Origin of the sequence: Paenibacillus sp. FSL R7-0210 (assembly GCF_038009085.1) — a bacterium.
Lineage (GTDB): Bacteria > Bacillota > Bacilli > Paenibacillales > Paenibacillaceae > Paenibacillus_AQ > Paenibacillus_AQ silagei.
In genome coordinates this window covers 2083268-2102465 of the sequence record NZ_JBBPAR010000001.1, presented here as the reverse complement: position 1 = coordinate 2102465, position 19198 = coordinate 2083268, and the positions used below count along the sequence as shown (strand labels likewise).

The following is a 19198-nucleotide window of genomic DNA, read 5'->3' as shown; positions in this document are numbered from 1 at the left end:
CTCCTGTAGACTCGAAATAAGTAGTTCATCTTATTTATTATTAATCATATGAATTATATTTCAGAGCAGCGGGAGCTTCTCCGGGAAGCGCGCTGCGAATGGATTTATTGCCCGCCTGCCTGCTATTTTTAGCCGCTTTGTTTCGGCATTTTCTCTACTGCTTCGTACCCTTAATCCTTACCTTTTACTTTAAATTTAACATTCTTCGTCGAACGCTAGCGAACGCCAGCAGCGCCCGGCTATTTTTGGCATAGCCCTGTCATTTCCTGCGCTTTCCCGGAAAATAATTCAGTCCGCAGCGTCATTTCCCGGGGTTCTCCGGTAGACCGGGAAGGTGCAGAATTCCTCTGCCAGCAGCGTATTCGGGAAGATCTCCTGCGCTTCCTTCAGCAGCGGAGCGAGCTCCTCCTGCGAAGTGTAACGCGAGCTGAAGTGGGTCAAGATCAGCTCAGCCCCGCCTGCATCCCTTGCCAGCTCCGCAGCCTGCTGTGCCGTACTGTGATGATATTGATGAGCCATTTCTGCCAGGCCATGGGCAAATGTCGCCTCATGAATAATCAGATCGGCATCCTGCGCCAGCGGCAGTGAGCCCGCACAAGGCCGGGTATCTCCCAGAATAACTACGATACGTCCGCGCTTGGGTGCATGAATCACCTCGGCCGCCCGGATCAGCACGCCTTCATCAGTCGTGATATCCTCGCCTTTTTTTAACCGGCCATATAGCGGTCCCGGCTTCAGTCCATAGCTCTTCAGCAGCTCCGTATTCAGGTTACCCGGACTGTCCTTCTCCGTAACCCGGTAGCCATAGCTGTCAATCCGGTGCTCCAGCAGTCCTGCTTCCACCTTGAAGGTCTCATCCTCAAAAATCAGCCCGCCGCTGTGCTCCACAATCTCCAGCTTATAAGGAATGCGGGACTGGCTGACAGACAGCGATATGTCCAGATATGCCTTGAGCCCGGGAGGTCCGTACACCGTAAGCGGTGAAGTCCCGCCCTGGTAGCCCCTGCTGGAGATGAGTCCGGGCAGGCCAAACAGATGATCACCGTGCAGATGGGTGATAAACAGCTTCTCCAGCTTGCCCAGCCGCAGCGGTGAACGCAGAACCTGATGCTGTGTCCCTTCCCCACAGTCGAACATCCAGAAGGTTCGCCGTTCTTCAAGCAGCCGGAGTGCAACCGACGTCACATTGCGCTGCAGCGTCGGCACCCCTGCATTCGTTCCGAGAAAATAGATTTCCATTATGCCCCTCCTCTCTCTCGCTCTGATGTCTTCATTATTTTTTGTGATCTTGTCTGTTCTTATGACAAGAATTCTACTCTGTTTTTGCTGCAAAAGCATCTTTTGCAGCAAAAAACCTCCCGGTAACGGGAGGTTCCGAAAAGTCGGGGCAAAGCCCCTTCTGGCCGGTTAGCATGCGGATGGCTCAGAGCTTCTCCACATTGAAGTACTGCGCTTCAGGGTGGGCAAAGACCATCGCCGAGACCGAAGCCTCCGGCTCCATCATGAAGCCCTCGGTAAGCTGCACGCCGATATCCTCAGGCTTCATGAGCTTGAATAACGGCCCCTGATCCTCCAGATCCGGGCAGGCCGGGTAGCCGAAGGATACACGGATGCCCTGGTAACGCGCGCCATGTCTTTGCTTCATAGTCATATCTGCCGGGTCCGGGAATCCCCAGGTATCGCGCATCATATGATGGACACGTTCAGCCAGACCCTCTGCGACTTCAAGAGCGACTGCCTGTAGAGCATGGGAACGGAGATAATCTCCTTTATCCTTAAGTTCAGTCGATAATTCACGGACACCATGTCCCGCAGTAACCACCAGGAAGCCAACATAGTCCATGACTCCGCTCTCCACTGGCTTCAGGAAATCAGCAAGGCAGAGATACGGCTCCACATTCTGGCGCGGGAAAGTGAAGGTATGCAGCACCTTAGCCTGATCCTGCGGATCATAGATCAGAATGTCATTCCCGCGTGACTGGGCCGGGAAGAACTGGTACATCGCATGCGGCACGATCGTGCCTTCGAGCATCGCCTGATGCAGAATATCGTCAACGGTCTCTTTCAATTCTACCGTACGCGGGTCCCGCGCTGCCAATTGCGCCTCTACAGAGCCGCGCAGACCGAGATGATGGCCGAGCAGCATCTGCATATTTACATAAGGAATCACATGTCCCAGCGGATAATTCCGCAGGACATGACGCTCCAGATCAGGCGGGATGAACACCGGGGCATCAGCCGAGATTTTGGAGCGGACTGCGCGCGTAAGCTCGGGAAGCGGCGCTTGCGGAGCGACAGCTACGGCAGCCTCAGCCTCCTCGCGGACCTCCTCCTCAATCTTCACCCGCTCCAGCGGGTTCATCAGCCGGTTGGCGATATCCAGACCGTCCATGGCATCCTTCGCGTATAAGACGAGTCCGTCATATTCCGGACGGATTCGGGTCTTGGTGAATTTGCGGGTCAGTGCCGCACCGCCCACCATAATCGGCACATCAATACCGGCCGACCGAAGATCCTGCGCAGTCAGCACCATCTGCTGCGCCGACTTCACCAGCAGTCCCGACAAGCCGATGGCGTCAGCCTTTTCTTTGCGGAAGGCTTCAATAATATTCTCTGGCGGAACCTTGATCCCCAGATTGACGATCTCATAACCGTTGTTGGAGAGAATAATCTCGACCAGGTTTTTACCGATATCATGCACATCACCCTTGACGGTCGCAAGCATGATTCTCCCCTTAACCGAGGTCTCATCCTTCTGCATGAACTGCTCCAGATGGCTTACAGAGGCCTTCATGACCTCCGCACTCTGGAGTACCTCTGCCACGATTAATTCATTGTTATTGAACAGCCGTCCTACTTCAGACATCCCCGCCATCAGCGGTCCATTAATGATCTCCAGCGGAGGCGAGGTCTTCAGCGCTTCATCCAGATCCGGAATCAGCCCCTCCTTAGTGCCTTCTACCACATAGGAAGCTAAGCGCTCATCCAGAGAGAGATTGGAGATCTTCTCCTTCTTCTCCACCTTTTTGCCGCGAAAAGCCGCCACGAACGCAGACAAGGTATCGTCATTCGTATTATAGATCAGCTCTTCTGCAAGCTTGCGCTCCTCTTCAGGGATCGATGCGTACCGCTCCACCTTCTCGGTGTTCACAATGGCATAATCCAGACCGGCCTTGGTGCACTCGTACAGGAATACCGAATTGAGCACCTCGCGGCCGGCTTCCGGCAGACCGAAGGAGACATTACTAATACCGAGAATCGTGTGAACAGCAGGCATGGCCTCCTTGATCAGACGGATGCCGTCAATCGTCTCTTTGGCGGAGCCGATATACTGCTCATCTCCGGTTCCTACAGGGAACACCAGGGTATCGAAGATCAGATCCTCGGGAGCCAGACCGTATTTGTTGACCAGCAGATCGTAGGAACGTCTGGCCACCTCCAGCTTGTCCGAAGCCAGGATAGCCTGGCCGGTCTCGTCGATGGTGCCTACAACAATCGCTGCCCCGTATTTATGAATCAAAGGCGTAACATGCTCGAATTTCTCTTCACCATCTTCAAGGTTAATGGAGTTAATGATCGCTTTACCCTGACAATACTGCAAGGCCAGATCAATGACCTTCGGGTCCGTCGTATCGATCATTAACGGCACCTTGACCTTCTTCACCACCAGCTCCAGGAACCGCATGATGTCTTCCGTCTCATCCCGGTCCGGGTCCTGCACGCAGACATCAATAACCTGTGCGCCGCTCTTCACCTGGGCACGGGCTATCTCCGAAGCTTCCTCATATTTCCCCTCGACGATTAGACGCTTGAACTTCCGGGAACCGAGGACATTGGTCCGTTCACCGACCATATACGGACGGTTCTCACTCTCCACGTACACCGGCTCTATCCCTGACAAGGCCGGAGGATGCTGGCCGTCAAGCTTACGCGGCGGGTAAGCCGCCATCACTTCAGCCATCGCCCGGATATGATCAGGAGTCGTTCCGCAGCAGCCGCCGGCAATGTTCAGCCAGCCCTTCTCCGCGAAGCCGCCCAGCTTACGGGCCAGGGAATCCGGGGATTCATGATAATTCCCGTTCTCATCCGGCAGACCTGCGTTCGGGTAACAGCTGACGGCCGCTGAAGAGATAGCGGACAGAGAACGAATATGATCCCGCATGAACTCAGGTCCGGTAGCACAGTTCAGTCCGATGGACACCGGCTTCAGATGCTCCAGCGAAATATAGAAGGCTTCTATATTCTGACCGGCAAGTGTAGTTCCCATAGGTTCAATCGTTCCTGAAATCATCACCGGCAGCGTAATTCCGCTCTTCTCGAAGGCGTTACGGATACCAATGCTTCCAGCCTTCACGTTCAGGGTATCCTGGGATGTCTCCAGGAGCAGCGCGTCCACCTTGCCGTCGATCAGGGCAACCGCCTGTTCTTCATAGCTGTCTATAAGCTCCTTGAAGGTGACTCCCCCGGTGACAGAGAGCGTCTTGGTGGTTGGTCCCATAGCTCCTACCACATAACGCGGGCGCTGCGGTGTATCATATTTATCAGCGGCATTACGTGCAAGTCTGGCGGCCGCAAGGTTAATCTCCCTTGCACGGTCCTGAATATCATATTCGGCAAGCACCACTGAGGTGGCACCGAAGGTGTTCGTCTCGATCAGATCTGCACCGGCCTCCAGGTATTTCTCATGAATGTCCTGAATAACCTCCGGCCGGGTCAGCACCAGCATTTCATTACAGCCATCCAGGTCATCCCCGCCGAAATCCTCGCCGGTGAGCGGCACCTGTTGAATCATGGTACCCATAGCTCCATCCAGTATCAATATGCGCTGCTGCAAGCTCTCAGCAAGTGTGTATTTGGCCACTTTCCATCCCCCCAGTGAAACATTAGAGTAATTTTAGCAGAATAAAGGGATTTCGGAAAGCCTTCCTTTCCACCCTGCATTATTTGTATTTCCATTGATTTCATTTCTATTACGGCGCTACCACAAGTTTCTTGCTTGGCATGGAATGCTGCGTTCGGGCAGTCACATGTGAAGTGACACTGAATTCGCCCGCCTCTTCAAAGGTATGTTCCCCGACATAAGCCCCTTCTCCCGCACTTTCACCCTTGATTTCAACCTTCTTGGTCTTATCGGCTACCTCGTTGACTTCAAACATTACTTCTCGGGCGTCATCCACCGGTTCACCGTCCTGTGTCACCACAGCCTTGAAGCTAACTGCCTTACCTGCGGTTACTTCCTCCGGGGTCCAGCTCAGCTCCACCTTAATCGGTGACATGGAGGAATTGGCCGCAGCATGCATCTGCATCTCATCTTCCTTATTCCCCGAGCATCCGGCTAGCGTCATCCCCATTATAATGCATATAAGTCCCCTGCGTATCCTTGGCTTCATCATCTGAAGTCCTCCCGGTTCATAGGTAGATTCTTTTCATCTACGAACATATCCATTCTATATTACAATGAAAGTCAGATCGCTACTCTTCTTATTATACACATTTTATTCAATTTGCCTTAAAGAAGCTGCATGATTCACTCGTGAACATGAGAATAGTCATATCTTTGATTGTGAGCACTTGGGTGGACGCTCCGCGAACGGACCGTTGTTCCAATCGCTGTGCTCTCCAGATTTTTTTCATTCCCCTATGCGGTGAAAATCCGGAGACTGCTGATGCTTCCGAAGCGAGCTTTCCTGCGGAAAGCTTTCAGGCGAACGCTATCGCTTTTCCACAATCGTTCCGTTCTCTCCGCTGTTTAAGCGGGGTACGAAAATACTTTTAAAATAAAAAAACAAAGAGCAACAATTCTCCAGTGACGGGAGGACCGTTGCTCTTTGACCTTTTACAATTTTAAAAACACAGATGTTTCAATTATAAGGAGTCTACCAGCGGCAGAAGCTCTAAAAGATGGCTGATCTGGTAATCCGGCGTAATCTCCGGGTCCGAGGCTTTGCTATTGCGGTTGATCCAGACCGTGGTCAGTCCGGCAGACAAGCCCCCAAGAATATCTGTCGTAAGCTTATCGCCCACCATTATACCTTGTTCCGGTGCAATATCCAGCAGTCCGAGCGCATGCTCGAAGATTCCCTTGTCCGGCTTGCCTTTGCCGAAGCTTCCCGAAATCACAATGTGGTCAAAATACGGGGTAAGCTCCGGCACACCATCCAGCTTCTCCTGCTGAAGGGCCGGGCAGCCGTTCGTCAGAAGCAGCAGCTTCACCTTACCGCGCAGCTCGTCCAGCACCTGAAGCGTCTCCTCATAGATATAAGGACGGCTGCGGCGCTCTGCGGCGAACTTGTCAGCCAGCTGTGCAGCCAGTGCTTCATCCTCTACCCCGAGTGAGGCCAGGCCACGGCGCCAGGATTCCTTACGGTAGACAGGGGCAAGCTGTTCAAGTTGACGGAACTCAGGCTGCTCACCGGCAGTGAAGTTCGCCCACAGCGCTTCATACGGGTTAATACCGATCAGCTTCGTGAACGGATACGTCTCATAGGATTCGTACAGTGTACGGGCTTCCCTGCGTACAGCAGCTTCCAGCTCCCCGGGATCAACGGAATCTCCAGCAGCCTCACAAGCATGGCGGAAAGCTTCTTCCACACTGCGGTCATCCCACAGCAGAGTATCGTCAAGGTCAAATAGTACGGCGGTAATCGGCATTTGTTCTCCCACTCCCTATATGCTGGTCTGTCTTCCTATTCGTGCACGACCTCAATGTTGTTGTTCTTGGCGAACTGCTCCAGGCGTTCCCCCATCGCAGCGGTGTCATAACGGTTAATCAGCTTGGAGAAAATCCACTACTTGCGCTTACCCTTATACTTAATGGTAACTACACTGCGCGATAAAGTGATCTTCTCAATATCCGCCGCAGCCAGGAAGCGTTCGCGGTTGTATTTAATAGTAGAGATACGCGCACGCTCAACCTTAAGGAACGGACGGCGGAAGAACAGCAGCGCAGCGAGCAGGAAGTACAGCACTACACCCAGCCAGTTGGCCAGAATCCCGCTTCCTTTGGCTTCGTCAATCGAGCCGACCACCCAGAACATGATACCGAGCAGCATCAGTACAACGGGGAATACGATATTGCGGCCTTTGAAAATATCGATGCTTTTAGCGGCAGTCTTAGTGCTGGAAGTGTAAATGGAGTCCTTCCCCTGCTTCTTTCTTTGCTGGTTAATTTGCTTCGTGTTGCGTTGAACCATTCTTTCCCAAGAACGGGCCATGTAAGTTCCCCCTAGTCATCCTGTATTATCTATGAAAAGGCAACAGGCTAATGCTTAAGTCCGTTATTGCCTTCTTCATGCTCCGGATTGTCCACAATTTCGATGGTATCAAGCTGGGCCCGAAAGTTAGTGCGGATATTCCCCAGGTACATCTCGCGGAGCTTGGCACGTTCAGCCAGTTCCTCGTCATTCAGGCCGCCGTTCTTAGCTTTGCGTGCCAATTCATTGATGCGTGCGACCAATTCGTCAATATTCAATACGTTTCCCTCCCTCTAAATTCATTTTAACTTTGCCATGAGAAAAAGAGCTTGTCAAGGTCTACCCCCTGAAAGCTCTCACAGTCGATCATTAGTCTGACATATTCCTTCAGTATAAAGGTAAAGTCAGAATATCTCCGGCCTTAATGCCGCTGTTCTCCAAATGATTCGTCTTCATTATTCCTTCTATATATACGGCAGTCTTCATGTCCTCAGGCTTGTTGCTTAACGCAATACTCCATAAGGTATCTCCGCGTTCGACTACGATCCGCTTATCCGGCTTCATCGACGAGACCGAACCGGCAAAAACATTCCCCACCACAGTGAATCCCGAAATAACAAGCATCAGCACCAGAACCAGCTTCATCAGGCTGACCTGACGGAATAGTGATGAGAGCGCAGCGAGACTATGAAGAATCCCGTCCTTGATCTTGGTTACATAACTATGAGCAGTTGGATTACCGGGAGCGGACACCTTGATATCCTCATTATTGTAGATACTGTTGTATGTACTATACTTTAACATGATCATCATCCTCCAAACACATGTTCTTGCTTTCGAAAATAATATAACACGAACATGTGTTTCGATCAATAGTTTTTTCGGAACATTTGTTCTCTTTATTTTCATTCTCTTATTTTCCTCATTTTAGAACTTATGTTTGTACGAACGGAAGTTCTATGTTATAATTTTCCCAAACATAGTATATGGGGTTGATACCGATGTCAAAGATTTCTAGTCGTCAGCTGGCGATCCTGGAATTTATACGTAATGAAGTCCGCAGCAAGGGTTATCCTCCGTCCGTCCGCGAGATTGGCGAGGCTGTCGGCCTGGCCTCCAGCTCTACCGTGCATGGTCACTTGGACCGGCTTGAGAAGAAGGGCCTGATCCGGCGTGATCCAACGAAGCCACGTGCCATTGAATTACTCGGCCAGGAAGATTCAGAGAATGTGCATCAATTTGTCCAGACCGTTACCCGCATCCCGGTCGTGGGTAAGGTTACAGCTGGTGTTCCTATTACAGCTACAGAGAATATTGAGGATTACTTCCCATTGCCTGCTCATTATGTAGGCGATAACAAGGTATTTATGCTATCTGTTCTTGGTGACAGTATGGTGGATGCCGGAATTATGAACGGGGATTATGTCATCGTGCGCCAGCAGCAGACTGCCGACAACGGCGATATTGTTGTAGCGATGACCGAAGAAGATGAAGCAACTGTCAAGACCTTCTACAAGGAACGGGATCATATCAGGCTGCAGCCGGAGAATCCGGCGTACGAGCCTCTCCGCCTCAACCGCGTTACGATTTTGGGCCGGGTCATCGGATTATTCCGCGATATCCACTAATCTACTCCCCGCTTAAGAACAGGCTGCTCCGCACCATGCGAAGCAGCCTGTTTTATGTTCATTTTACTTCGTGTAGTGGCCAAAAAACTGAATGCAAACATTTGTTCGCATTCGGCTTTTTGGCCATTTTTTCTGCGAACCGCTGTCTAGCTCCGCACATATCCTGTTACAAAGGAGTGCTGATCTGTATGCCCAATTACCGAATTATCGTCGATCTGTCACAGCGCATGCTGTACCTGCTGGATAATGACGTTGTCACCAGAGGCTTCCCTGTCGGCATCGGCAAAATGTTAACCGTCTCGCCTGTAGGCGAATACACCATCATTAACAAACAGCCCAATCCGGGCGGTCCGTTCGGTGCCTTCTGGATGGGACTGTCCAAGCCGCATTACGGCATCCACGGAACCAATGACCCATCCTCCATCGGCCACATGGTCTCACACGGCTGTATTCGTATGTATAACGCAGATGTTCTGGCTCTAGCCGCCCTCGTTCCCATAGGTACCCGTGTCACCATCCGGGAATAGGAACGTCGCAAAAACCCTTGAGACGCCAGATTGCGTCCCAAGGGTTTTTGTGATTCATATGAATTAGAGCGGATACAGACTACAGCACACTTCTCAACAGACGGATAGCCACCGTATTCAAACGGATGGCCTCGCGGATCGATTCTCTGGCTGCCAGCAGTTCTCTTCTGGCCCGCGAACCTCTAGGCACTCTGCGCAGATTCTCATTGATTTCTTCCAGTCTCTCCAGCAGAATTGCCCGCTGTGTCAGCAGGACATTAATGGCTCTGCGAATCCGATTACGTTCTCTTTGGCTCATCTTTACACCTCTTTTACACTTGGATAGTATAAGAGATGCCAAAAATGGCTCCAAAGATTGTGTGATTCGGCAGTAATGTTAGTTAGAGCTGCAGGTAGTGGGCAGCGAATCTGCTTACTTTTTGTTCAATCGTACCCGGAATTCAAATTCATCGCGTCTATAAGTCATTCCGGCCAGCACAATGTACTCCGGTGTCCATTTCTGTACAGGTCCGGCATAATCAGCAATCACATGCGGTTTGCCATCAACCAGCTGAACGACGTAGACCTGTACCTGTGCCAGTGCGGCAGCGAATAGATCAGCATCACTGGACAGTACTTTATAAGCCGTATTCAACTTCGTTCCTCCTTGTTCCACAACCATATTAAAGATTCCGTCTCGAATCTATTCAATTATACCGGGTCATGGAACAATATGTAAACCATATTTACAGCTTAATAAACAGGATTTTGAACAATCCGATATACTTCTTCGTGGCCCCGCCATCCCGGGTAAAAAAATTGGTATTCTTAAGGTCCGGTACACTGAATACAGAAAACAAAATGTAGTTATCCCTCACGGTCAAAGACTCAATTACAGGCTGGGCCACCTGCTTGGTAATTCCGTCGCCTATTTCCTGACCGAGCGTATTTTCCAGATTCTTTACAGAATATTCACTGAATGCTTCCTTTCCCGGATTCGTAACCGCCATCACAATCAGAACAAGGATAAGGACCAGTAACGACTTACCGCCCGATCTCCTGCGGACTTTGCGTGCAGGGCTTGGCGTATCATAACGCGAATTCATTCTTTTCCCCCTCTACTACAAAATATATAGTATCTCTAGCAACATGACACCCAGCGGATTAAATATCATCCGGTACACGAACAGCATCCCACCTGTAATTCCACTGCCCCCGACATCAATGCTGCTCCAATCCCACAACGGCAGAGCCGGCGCATCCAGCCCATATTGCTCCATAAGCCTTGCTTGGGTCTCCGCTGGCACAGCCGCTCCTTCCGCCCCAGCCACCGAACAGGTTAGCGCCAGGACGAGCATCAGCGAAAGCATAATCTTATATGTATTCTTCATCATCCGCTCCCATAACTCCCACTAGGATTCTCTTCTGGTTAAGTATATAGGAGATGGAATAGTATGTAAAAGGTCTATTAGTCTAGTCCCAAGTGCAGAACATACTTCTCTTGCTCTCGCCCCGGCCAAGAATACGAGATTCCTACTATTAATCCTGGAAATTTCAGTGTTGCATACACATTCTGTGACGTTTACAATAAATTTGCGAGGGTGAGAACCTCTTGCGTTTTTCTTTTCGGCCTCTCCCCTACACTAAAACTTGGGAGAGGTTTTTATTTAGGAGGTAAATATATGAATGGAAATAAAGTTATCATCATTCTTCTGTCTATATCCATACTGGGTGTACTGCTTTACTTTGGAATAGCTTATGGACTGCTATGGTATGCCTTCCGGTCCTCGGTTCCCATTGAAGAATAATCTAAGAAACCTGGGAGGAAACGTTGAATGGATTTTCGCTTAAGGCTTGACGGTGCGTTAGACGAAATTTATGAACCTCTATGGAAGTTAAGGATTCAGCTCTCTGATCTAGAAAAAGCACTACTCCGAAGCAAGCGGGTGCGGCGTCTTCATTATATTCGGCATGGCGGAGCTTCATTCATCAATACCCACCATACCTTCAGCCGCTTACAACATACATTAGGTGTATTTGCGCTTACAGTGCATTTTGAGCCGGATAACCGTACGTTGCGGGCAGCAGCATTGCTGCATGATATCGGACATGCGCCGTTCAGTCATACGCTGGAATCCCTTCCCGGTGCGGATCATCATAAATGGACCCGGGAGGCTTTGTTGTCAGAGGAGATCGTTGACATCCTGTCTCATGCGAGTATTCGCGCAACAGAGGTTATGGACTATATCGATGGCTCAAAGCGAAGCGTGTTGAGGAACAAGGACGGGGTTCTTCATGCTGATCATCTGGACTCCTTGGTCAGAAGTGCTTTTATCGGCGGTTATCTGACTATATCTGCTGGTGAACTTTTAGAAGCGGTGAGCTATAGAAATGGGAGTCTCCAGTTCCCACTGGAAGCCGGCGAGCGTGTCACCGAGCTCATATGGGAAGAAGCCCGTATGCAAGCTTCCCCGGCTAACATCGGCGTAAACGCGATCATGAGGAAGCTGGCTGGCCGCTTAGTAGATGCAAATGAACTTGAAACCACTAAGTTGCCGTTTATGACGGATACGCATATCGAGCAGTTGCTTCATAATAATCCAGACACCCAGGAAGAGTATGAACAGTTGCTCATGGAATCATGGCGGATTAGCGTGTCGCAGCATAAGCCTGCTTTTCCAGCGGAAACGGCCGTTTTGAGTAAGCTCTATCTCGCAATGCCGCTCATCCAAGGCGTTCTGATCACCGAATATTCGCCAGAGATCCTCGCTACGATCAACCAACTTACAGAGCAGCTAGGCACATACTACGTTTGGTGGGAGTAAGCGCTTTTTTATAAACATACTTCGGAATAACTTATACACTAATGTAACAGATCTTCCGCCCTCCCCCGTTTGACTTTGAACAATAATCTTAGAACTTCACCATCTAAGTAATGTCAACATGTTAAGATTACTTATAATCAGAAAGCACCTCCAAAATATATATTTCATGAGATAAACTTATAGAATCGTGATATTATTTGGAGGTGTACTTATGCGAAATATAGATTATACAAACTATTATTGGCAGGATGATGAAATTAGATTGCGTTCAATAGAGGCTGAGGATTGGGAAGTTATATATTTAACTGCATTCGATACCCCTGCCCGTCGTTTACTGGAATGTACTATTGAATTGCCGCCTACAATCTCGGGTGCGAAGAAATTCGTTGAAGAGAACGTTGAATTTACATCCACTAATGGCCGAATCATGTTTACTATTGAAAATATGAACGGTGAAACGGTAGGTGGTATTAATCTAAACAGCATTGACGAGAGGAATGGTACTTTCAGCATAGGTATTGTAATTGATCATCCCTATCGAGGTAAGGGTTACGGTACCAGGGCAGTGCACATGCTCTTAAAATATGCATTTTTCGAGCGTAGACTTAATAAATTTAATGATTATGTTCTGGACGGAAATAAGGCATCGGCTGCTATGCTTAGAAAAGTAGGATGCGTTCAAGAAGGAGTCCGACGTCAAATCTTCTATATCAATGGTAAATATCATGATTCTATGTTGTTTGGTTTAACAAAGAATGAATATAGGGCTCTTCTTCATGAGGATCACCAAAATATATAATCATGCATTAACCTAATCAGAGACGTTCAGTTCCATATACCAACAGCAGTCCGGGATTTATTATTTGGTAGACAAAAACCACAAAGGAACGAAAATAATAATATATTCGCCTAATGGTTCGGTTTATTTTAATGGGCATACTACGGCAAGTAACGGTTATCAAGTTTACAAAGAAGGACCTGCCAGGCCAGCAGGAGTCTATACCATTAAAGTTTCATCAGATAATGGAGGTACTGGATTCGTTATCAATACGGAGTCGCAGCTAGAGCTTATTCATGATAATGGATAAAAGCCTGCAGACCACTTAAGGTGGCGGTCCCCCTGTTACGGGACAGGGATCACAACATCTTGCAAGTTCAAACAGCCAGTCGCCGGAAATCCACCGGTGACTGGCTATTTAGATTCTCCTAAATCCGAATTAACCCAAGAGTTCTCCACCGCTCCTATCCCCGCAAAAAGAGGCAGTGGCTCCAATTCCCCTCTAATTTGCAGGGGCTTGGTGGGGATTGAACAATTTTCGAGGAGAGGTTGGTTAACCCGCCCCTTTATTGAAGTGTAGTAATTACGTCCACTCCATATTGATCCCAGGAACATATTCTGTTATATGTCAAATCAATAGGAGGCAGCTACTATGTCTTGCCCGAAGCATCGAAAAGTAATTGTCGTAAAACTGCACCCGGGTCAAAAAGCGATTATCGTTTGTAAGCATAAAAAACGCCGGCGGCATTGCTAAGATGAATTACAAGGGGCTGTTCCAAAAGCCATGAAATGGCTACTGGGACAGTCCTTTATTTTGGAGTAGAACATCGTTAAAAACAAAAAGAAATCCTCCCGCGTCCACATATAAAAAAGCCCCCAGCGCGTATAGCGCCGGGGGCTGCTGTATCCTAGTACAATGTCATGTACTGATCTCTTTCCCATTCGTGGACCTGGGTGCGGTAGATATCCCATTCGATTTCCTTCAGCTCGTAGAAGTGGGCCAGGGCGTGTTCGCCGAGGGCTTCTGTGATCACGTGGCTGCGGATCATTTCGTTCAGGGCTTCCTTCAGATCGGCTGGCAGACTTGGGATGCCTTCTTCGATCCGCTCTTCTTCGGACATCACATAGATGTTACGGTCGATAGGAGCCGGAAGATCCAGCTGACGCTTGATTCCATCCAGACCTGCCTTCAGCATAACAGCGAGTGCAAGGTAAGGGTTAGCCGCAGGGTCCGGGTTACGAACTTCAACGCGTGTGCTGAGTCCTCTCGAAGCCGGAATACGGATCATCGGGCTACGGTTACTTGCAGACCAGGCTACATAACAAGGGGCTTCATAACCAGGCACCAGACGTTTGTAAGAGTTGACCGTCGGGTTAGTGATCGCTGCAAAAGCACGTGCGTGCTTCAGAATCCCCGCCATGTAATAACGGGCAGTCTTGCTTAGGCCCAGCTTATCGCTCTCATCGTAGAACATATTCTCTTTGCCTTTGAACAGGGATTGGTGAGCGTGCATACCAGATCCGTTCATACCGAACAGCGGCTTAGGCATAAAGGTTGCATGCAGGCCGTGATGGCGGGCTACCGTCTTCACGACAAGCTTGAAGGTCTGAATCTGATCCGCTGCCTTGATGGCATCGGCATATTTGAAGTCAATTTCATGCTGGCCGGAAGCTACTTCATGGTGGGAGGCTTCAATTTCAAAGCCCATCTCTTCCAGTGTCAATACGATTTCGCGGCGGCAGTTCTCCCCAAGATCCATCGGCGCCAGATCGAAATAACCACCCTGGTCATTCAGCTCTGTAGTCGGATTGCCCTTCTCATCTGTTCTGAACAGGAAGAATTCCGGCTCCGGTCCGACATTCATAGCTGTGAAGCCCATTTCTTCCGCTTCCTGCAGACAACGCTTGAGAATACCACGCGGGTCTCCGGCAAACGGTGTGCCATCCGGCATGTACACATCACAAATCAGACGTGCCACACGGCTGTCAGTCACCCAAGGGAAGATAACCCAGGTGCTCAGGTCAGGATACAGATACATGTCGGATTCTTCAATCCGCACATAACCTTCGATGGAAGAGCCATCGAACATCATTTTATTGTCGAGTGCTTTTTCAAGCTGGCTTACCGGAATCTCAACATTCTTGATCGTTCCCAGCAAATCGGTGAATTGCAGGCGAATAAACCGGACGTTCTCGTCCTTGGAAATGCGCAGAATATCCTCTTTAGTAAAGCTCACGTTACCCTCTCCCTTTCAACAGCTCTATATTATTTATTAAAAAACCGGGTTAGCTCACCTTGAATTAGAGACACTTGTCCCGGTCTTTTACCGGAAACCAGCTCCTGCTTCAGCAGACGGTGAAGCTGCGAATCAGACAACTCTCTACGTCTCACCTCTGTGTCAGGGGTAATAACCGTAGCTTCTTCAGATTCCTTCGAGACAGGATTCATCACCTGCTTAATGCCAGCAATATTAACACCCTTCTCAATCAGTGCCTTGATCTCAAGCAGACGTTCCACATCATTAAAAGAGAACAAACGCTGGTTGCCGGAGGTACGCGCAGGTACGATCAGGCTGTGCTGCTCATAATAACGAATTTGTCTGGCGGATAGATCTGTTAACTTCATTACGATTCCAATAGGAAATAATGCCATATTTCTGCGGATTTCATCACCCATGACTCATCCAACCTTCCAATGATCTTTTTCTCATCTCATTGTACATTTCCTTATATGGCGTGTCAATGGTATGTGAGTTTTTCTCACAAGATTTCTTTCACCCTTTGTGAGATTAACAGATCAAAGTGTCAAATGCATGGGATTGGCTTCCCCGAAGTATATCACAAAGAGCAATCCGCAGGCAAAATCCGCCCATATAGCGGGGCTTCAGCTTCGATGACGAAACAGGTGCTTTGCGGGGGCCTTAAAGGCTACTGCACATGCTTCATAGCATGTCATGCTTCAACGATCCATTCCCCTTCTCCAGCCGGAGTCTCGAATCCGTTCAGGAAGCGGGTCAGAATCTCCTCGGTAATGGTGAATGCCGCATTGGCATCCATCCGCTCGCTCCTCAGCAGGAGCCGGTGCCGTAACTCTTCAGGCTGTACCTTGAGGAAGATCACAGCCCATTTCCCGCCATGCTCTTCGATCAGCTGTTTGTAACCATCCCGGCGCTGCCGCTGCCAGAAGCTGAAATCCACCACCACATGACGCTTCGCCTGAACCAACTGCACCAGCTCTTTGCGCAGCTTGCGTTCCGACTGTTCCTTCAAGGATTCGTACTCCTCCTCAGGATAATCTATCCCGTAGCGGCCATATGTACTCCAGATATCCTCATCGATGGACAGCCGGACGAACCCCTCATGCTCCAGCTTAAGCGCAAAAGTCGTTTTGCCCGAACCCGCTACTCCGCACATCATGACGACTAGTGGAGCCTTGTCCGCACTCCTTTTCTGCAACAATCCCTCGATAGCTTCTGCTTCGTTCATCAGCCTCTGCCTCCTATGTGTTCAAGAACTATAGCAGCTTGCGCTCCCTCATACTCTGCAAGGCCATTAATACCCCGTATTTGACATGAGAATACGTTAATCCGCCTTGCATATACCCGATATATGGTGCGCGGATGGGCGCGTCGGCCGACAGCTCCAGGCTTCCGCCCTGGATGAAGGTCCCGGCAGCCATGATGACCGGATGCTCATACCCCGGCATATCCCAAGGCTCAGGCACGACGTGGCTGTCTACCGCTGCTGCGCGCTGGATACCTTGTACGAAGGCAATCAGATGCTCGGGTCCGTCAAAAGCCACCGCCTGAATCAGATCAGTACGCGGCTCATGCCAGGCAGGCTTGGTAGTGAAGCCGCAGCGCTGGAATACCGCCGATGCGAAGATACTTCCCTTCACAGCCTGTCCCACCGTATGCGGGGCCATGAACAGGCCTTGATACAGGCCGCGCGTAGTGCCGAGCATCGCTCCTACCTCACCGCCGATTCCAGGGGCAGTCAGGCGGTAGGCCGCCAGCTCCACCAGCTCTGCACGGCCGCAGATATAACCGCCGGTCTCAGCGATTCCGCCGCCGGGATTCTTGATCAGCGAACCGGCGACCAGATCAGCGCCTACCTGCGGCGGCTCCAGCGTCTCGGTGAACTCTCCATAACAGTTATCCACGAATACGATAACATCCGGCTTAATCGCTTTTACCCGCGCTGCCATCTCGCCAATCTCAGCGACCGTGAAGGACGAACGCCAGTCATAGCCGCGCGAACGCTGGATTCCGATCACCCTGGTCTTGTCATTTATCGCTAAGGCGACCTCATCCCAGTCAACCTTACCCTCTTCTGTCAGCGTTGTCTCCCGGTAGCCGATGCCGAAATCGGCCAGAGAGCCTGTCCCGTCTCCTGGCTTCCCAACTACCTTATGCAGCGTATCATAGGGACGTCCTGTAATGTACAGAAGCTCATCTCCGGGCCGCAGCACACCGAACAGAGCGGTAGATATGGTATGAGTTCCTGAAGCGAAATGCGGCCGCACTAGCGCCGCTTCCGCACCGAATACTTCGGCATAGACCAGATCCAGCACCTCGCGCCCCCGGTCGTTGTAGGCATATCCGGTAGAACCCGCGAAGTGAAAATCACTCACATGCTGGCGCTGAAAGGCTTCGATCACCTTCCACTGATTATGATCCACAATCCGGTCCAGCACCTTGACCGCACCTTCGATTTCTAGCTCTGCAGCTTCCGCTGCCTGTAATAAATCCTCTGCAAATCCTGCCATGTCCCCTTCATCTCTCCTAACATTCTGTATAATAGTGTCCTGCTTCCGCAAGTGATGTGCAGCCTGATAGGCATCGATTCCTGGAAAACCCGCACAACAAAGCCTGCCTGGATCAATATCCGAAGCAGACTGTTGCTATGCGGGCTATGAATGCTTCCTATCTTAGCGGTTCATGCCAACTCCCAGCGGGTCAGATAAGCCATTATTGCAGCTCCACGAATTCAGCCAGCTTGTAGCTCCATTTATCGTAGTCCTCTTTATTCAGTCTCACGTTATAGAGTACATCGCTTCCGTCATAATCCTGTTCAAGCACCTCGCCCACCCGGTAGAGCAGAGAGGACAGATCCCCGCGGTCACCGGGAATGCGGAAGATCAGAGTATCCCCGGCCAGCTGATCGCTGATGATCTCCGTGATCCTTGAGAGGTCCTCCTCATTAAAAGCACTGATCTTCAGGAAGCCTTCACCGGTCGGGAGCATCTCCAGCTGCTCCGGCTGACACAGATCGATTTTGTTGAACAATACGATCTGCGGCTTGCCTGCCGCGCCCAGATCCTGCAGAATCGTCTGAACGACCTCCATCTGCTCTTCACGCATCGGAGAAGAGGAATCCACCACATGCAGCACCAGATTGGCTTCATTGACTTCCTCCAGCGTAGCGCGGAAGGAGGCTACTAGATCATGCGGCAGATTCTGAATGAAGCCAACGGTGTCCGTAAGCACGACCTCCTTGCTGCCCGGAAGCTGAAGCACACGCGAAGTCGGGTCAAGGGTAGCGAACAATTGGTTCTCGATGTACACATCGGCATCGGTCAGCTGCTTCAGCAGCGTGGATTTGCCCGCGTTGGTATAGCCTACCAGTGCCACCTGAACCGCACCGCTCTTGCGGCGGTGTTCACGGTGCAGCTCACGGGTCTTGACCACCTCATCCAGCTGGCGCTTCAGCTCGGTAATCCGCTCCCGGATATGCCGTCGGTCCGTCTCCAGCTTGCTCTCTCCGGGACCTCTCGTACCGATTCCGCCACCCTGACGCGACAGATTCTTGCCTTGCCCGGACAGACGCGGCAGCAGATAAGACAGCTGGGCCAGCTCTACCTGGATGATCCCTTCACGGGTCTTCGCGCGTCCGGCGAAGATATCGAGAATCAGCTGCGTGCGGTCAATGATTTTGAGATCCAGCGCCTCTTCCAGATTACGCACCTGCGCCCCGGACAGCTCCTGATCGAAGATCGCGGTATTCGCGCCAAGCCCGTCAGCGGCCATCCGAAGCTCCTCCACCTTACCTTTACCGATAAACCACCTGGAATCGGGGGTCTCCTTATTCTGCCGTAATACATCCAGAACCTCTACCCCGGCGGTCTCTGCTAGTTGTACAAGCTCCTGGAGCGAGAGTTCAGGGTCGATCCCGGTGCGTTTGATCTTGTCAGTCACCAGACTGACAAGAATCGCCCGGTCCTGCACTTCTGTCTCTGTGTCATGTGTTGTAGTTGCCATTCATTCCA

At 50.5% G+C, this 19198-nt stretch carries 21 protein-coding genes; 5 read left to right on the top strand and 16 right to left on the bottom strand.

Going from position 1 to position 19198, the window contains the following annotated elements:
• Positions 1-288: 288 nt before the first annotated feature.
• The 7 genes from rnz to MKY64_RS09105 form a co-directional block, all read right to left on the bottom strand.
• Positions 289-1239 (bottom strand): ribonuclease Z, encoded by a 951-nt coding sequence (gene rnz, locus MKY64_RS09135; protein WP_076079343.1) that lies wholly within the window; start codon positions 1237-1239, stop codon positions 289-291.
• A gap of 184 nt (positions 1240-1423) precedes the next feature.
• Positions 1424-4801 carry a methionine synthase gene (gene metH, locus MKY64_RS09130; protein WP_445671721.1) on the bottom strand — a complete coding sequence of 1126 codons (3378 nt, stop codon included), beginning with the start codon at positions 4799-4801 and terminating at the stop codon, positions 1424-1426.
• A gap of 169 nt (positions 4802-4970) precedes the next feature.
• Complete coding sequence (locus MKY64_RS09125) at positions 4971-5393, bottom strand: FixH family protein (protein WP_340952356.1); 423 nt, start codon at positions 5391-5393, stop codon at positions 4971-4973.
• A gap of 472 nt (positions 5394-5865) precedes the next feature.
• Positions 5866-6651, bottom strand: coding sequence for an HAD family hydrolase (locus tag MKY64_RS09120; RefSeq protein ID WP_340952353.1), 786 nt, complete (start codon positions 6649-6651; stop codon positions 5866-5868).
• 137 nt (positions 6652-6788) lie between these two features.
• Positions 6789-7214 (bottom strand): hypothetical protein, encoded by a 426-nt coding sequence (locus MKY64_RS09115; RefSeq protein ID WP_340952350.1) that lies wholly within the window; start codon positions 7212-7214, stop codon positions 6789-6791.
• A 47-nt stretch (positions 7215-7261) separates the two neighbouring features.
• On the bottom strand, positions 7262-7471 hold the full coding sequence (locus tag MKY64_RS09110; protein WP_036726418.1) for a DUF896 domain-containing protein: 210 nt from the start codon (positions 7469-7471) through the stop codon (positions 7262-7264).
• 109 nt (positions 7472-7580) lie between these two features.
• Positions 7581-7997 carry a LysM peptidoglycan-binding domain-containing protein gene (locus MKY64_RS09105; RefSeq protein WP_051478099.1) on the bottom strand — a complete coding sequence of 139 codons (417 nt, stop codon included), beginning with the start codon at positions 7995-7997 and terminating at the stop codon, positions 7581-7583.
• 197 nt (positions 7998-8194) lie between these two features.
• Here MKY64_RS09105 and lexA point away from each other — a divergent pair, with 197 nt between their 5' ends.
• Both lexA and MKY64_RS09095 read left to right on the top strand, forming a co-directional pair.
• Positions 8195-8821 carry a transcriptional repressor LexA gene (lexA, locus tag MKY64_RS09100; protein ID WP_036695466.1) on the top strand — a complete coding sequence of 209 codons (627 nt, stop codon included), beginning with the start codon at positions 8195-8197 and terminating at the stop codon, positions 8819-8821.
• Between the two features lie 188 nt (positions 8822-9009).
• A complete protein-coding gene (locus MKY64_RS09095; RefSeq protein WP_076079347.1) occupies positions 9010-9348 on the top strand; it encodes a L,D-transpeptidase in 339 nt (112 codons plus the stop codon).
• A gap of 79 nt (positions 9349-9427) precedes the next feature.
• Here the strand turns inward: MKY64_RS09095 and MKY64_RS09090 are convergent, their stop codons facing one another.
• The 4 genes from MKY64_RS09090 to MKY64_RS09075 form a co-directional block, all read right to left on the bottom strand.
• Positions 9428-9646: a hypothetical protein gene (locus MKY64_RS09090; protein ID WP_036726416.1), complete on the bottom strand. Its 219-nt coding sequence runs from the start codon at positions 9644-9646 to the stop codon at positions 9428-9430.
• Positions 9647-9760: 114 nt separating this feature from the next.
• On the bottom strand, positions 9761-9982 hold the full coding sequence (locus tag MKY64_RS09085) for a hypothetical protein (protein WP_036695469.1): 222 nt from the start codon (positions 9980-9982) through the stop codon (positions 9761-9763).
• Positions 9983-10073: 91 nt separating this feature from the next.
• Entirely contained in the window at positions 10074-10433 is a 360-nt protein-coding gene (locus MKY64_RS09080) for a hypothetical protein (protein ID WP_340952346.1), read from the bottom strand.
• A gap of 15 nt (positions 10434-10448) precedes the next feature.
• On the bottom strand, positions 10449-10721 hold the full coding sequence (locus MKY64_RS09075) for a hypothetical protein (protein ID WP_340952343.1): 273 nt from the start codon (positions 10719-10721) through the stop codon (positions 10449-10451).
• A 288-nt stretch (positions 10722-11009) separates the two neighbouring features.
• Here MKY64_RS09075 and MKY64_RS09070 point away from each other — a divergent pair, with 288 nt between their 5' ends.
• The 3 genes from MKY64_RS09070 (at position 11010) to MKY64_RS09060 (ending at position 12951) form a co-directional block, all read left to right on the top strand.
• Positions 11010-11135 (top strand): hypothetical protein, encoded by a 126-nt coding sequence (locus MKY64_RS09070; protein WP_340952340.1) that lies wholly within the window; start codon positions 11010-11012, stop codon positions 11133-11135.
• Between the two features lie 27 nt (positions 11136-11162).
• Complete coding sequence (locus MKY64_RS09065) at positions 11163-12152, top strand: HD domain-containing protein (protein ID WP_340952338.1); 990 nt, start codon at positions 11163-11165, stop codon at positions 12150-12152.
• A 211-nt stretch (positions 12153-12363) separates the two neighbouring features.
• Complete coding sequence (locus MKY64_RS09060) at positions 12364-12951, top strand: GNAT family N-acetyltransferase (RefSeq protein ID WP_340952336.1); 588 nt, start codon at positions 12364-12366, stop codon at positions 12949-12951.
• A gap of 887 nt (positions 12952-13838) precedes the next feature.
• Here the strand turns inward: MKY64_RS09060 and glnA are convergent.
• The 5 genes from glnA to hflX form a co-directional block, all read right to left on the bottom strand.
• The gene (gene glnA / locus MKY64_RS09055) at positions 13839-15167 is read right to left on the bottom strand and encodes a type I glutamate--ammonia ligase (RefSeq protein ID WP_036724635.1); all 1329 of its coding nucleotides are present in this window, start codon (positions 15165-15167) and stop codon (positions 13839-13841) included.
• Between the two features lie 29 nt (positions 15168-15196).
• Positions 15197-15607: a MerR family transcriptional regulator gene (locus MKY64_RS09050; protein WP_340952333.1), complete on the bottom strand. Its 411-nt coding sequence runs from the start codon at positions 15605-15607 to the stop codon at positions 15197-15199.
• A gap of 275 nt (positions 15608-15882) precedes the next feature.
• Positions 15883-16416 carry an AAA family ATPase gene (locus MKY64_RS09045; RefSeq protein ID WP_340952330.1) on the bottom strand — a complete coding sequence of 178 codons (534 nt, stop codon included), beginning with the start codon at positions 16414-16416 and terminating at the stop codon, positions 15883-15885.
• Positions 16417-16444: 28 nt separating this feature from the next.
• The gene (locus MKY64_RS09040; protein WP_340952328.1) at positions 16445-17698 is read right to left on the bottom strand and encodes a methionine gamma-lyase family protein; all 1254 of its coding nucleotides are present in this window, start codon (positions 17696-17698) and stop codon (positions 16445-16447) included.
• Positions 17699-17900: 202 nt separating this feature from the next.
• Entirely contained in the window at positions 17901-19190 is a 1290-nt protein-coding gene (hflX, locus tag MKY64_RS09035; RefSeq protein ID WP_340952323.1) for a GTPase HflX, read from the bottom strand.
• Between the last annotated feature and the right edge of the window lie 8 nt (positions 19191-19198).

What these genes read in the sequence shown, in the direction of transcription:
- MKY64_RS09125 (WP_340952356.1), bottom strand. Translation starts at nt 5,393, where the DNA reads ATGATGAAGCCAAGGATACGCAGGGGACTTATATGCATTATAATGGGG.
- MKY64_RS09105 (WP_051478099.1), bottom strand. Translation starts at nt 7,997, where the DNA reads ATGTTAAAGTATAGTACATACAACAGTATCTACAATAATGAGGATATC.
- lexA (WP_036695466.1), top strand. Translation starts at nt 8,195, where the DNA reads ATGTCAAAGATTTCTAGTCGTCAGCTGGCGATCCTGGAATTTATACGT.
- MKY64_RS09060 (WP_340952336.1), top strand. Translation starts at nt 12,364, where the DNA reads ATGCGAAATATAGATTATACAAACTATTATTGGCAGGATGATGAAATT.
- MKY64_RS09075 (WP_340952343.1), bottom strand. Translation starts at nt 10,721, where the DNA reads ATGATGAAGAATACATATAAGATTATGCTTTCGCTGATGCTCGTCCTG.
- MKY64_RS09040 (WP_340952328.1), bottom strand. Translation starts at nt 17,698, where the DNA reads ATGGCAGGATTTGCAGAGGATTTATTACAGGCAGCGGAAGCTGCAGAG.
- hflX (WP_340952323.1), bottom strand. Translation starts at nt 19,190, where the DNA reads ATGGCAACTACAACACATGACACAGAGACAGAAGTGCAGGACCGGGCG.
- MKY64_RS09115 (WP_340952350.1), bottom strand. Translation starts at nt 7,214, where the DNA reads ATGGCCCGTTCTTGGGAAAGAATGGTTCAACGCAACACGAAGCAAATT.
- MKY64_RS09050 (WP_340952333.1), bottom strand. Translation starts at nt 15,607, where the DNA reads ATGGGTGATGAAATCCGCAGAAATATGGCATTATTTCCTATTGGAATC.
- MKY64_RS09065 (WP_340952338.1), top strand. Translation starts at nt 11,163, where the DNA reads ATGGATTTTCGCTTAAGGCTTGACGGTGCGTTAGACGAAATTTATGAA.
- rnz (WP_076079343.1), bottom strand. Translation starts at nt 1,239, where the DNA reads ATGGAAATCTATTTTCTCGGAACGAATGCAGGGGTGCCGACGCTGCAG.
- MKY64_RS09120 (WP_340952353.1), bottom strand. Translation starts at nt 6,651, where the DNA reads ATGCCGATTACCGCCGTACTATTTGACCTTGACGATACTCTGCTGTGG.
- MKY64_RS09095 (WP_076079347.1), top strand. Translation starts at nt 9,010, where the DNA reads ATGCCCAATTACCGAATTATCGTCGATCTGTCACAGCGCATGCTGTAC.
- MKY64_RS09080 (WP_340952346.1), bottom strand. Translation starts at nt 10,433, where the DNA reads ATGAATTCGCGTTATGATACGCCAAGCCCTGCACGCAAAGTCCGCAGG.
- metH (WP_445671721.1), bottom strand. Translation starts at nt 4,801, where the DNA reads ATGGGTACCATGATTCAACAGGTGCCGCTCACCGGCGAGGATTTCGGC.
- MKY64_RS09090 (WP_036726416.1), bottom strand. Translation starts at nt 9,646, where the DNA reads ATGAGCCAAAGAGAACGTAATCGGATTCGCAGAGCCATTAATGTCCTG.
- MKY64_RS09045 (WP_340952330.1), bottom strand. Translation starts at nt 16,416, where the DNA reads ATGAACGAAGCAGAAGCTATCGAGGGATTGTTGCAGAAAAGGAGTGCG.
- MKY64_RS09070 (WP_340952340.1), top strand. Translation starts at nt 11,010, where the DNA reads ATGAATGGAAATAAAGTTATCATCATTCTTCTGTCTATATCCATACTG.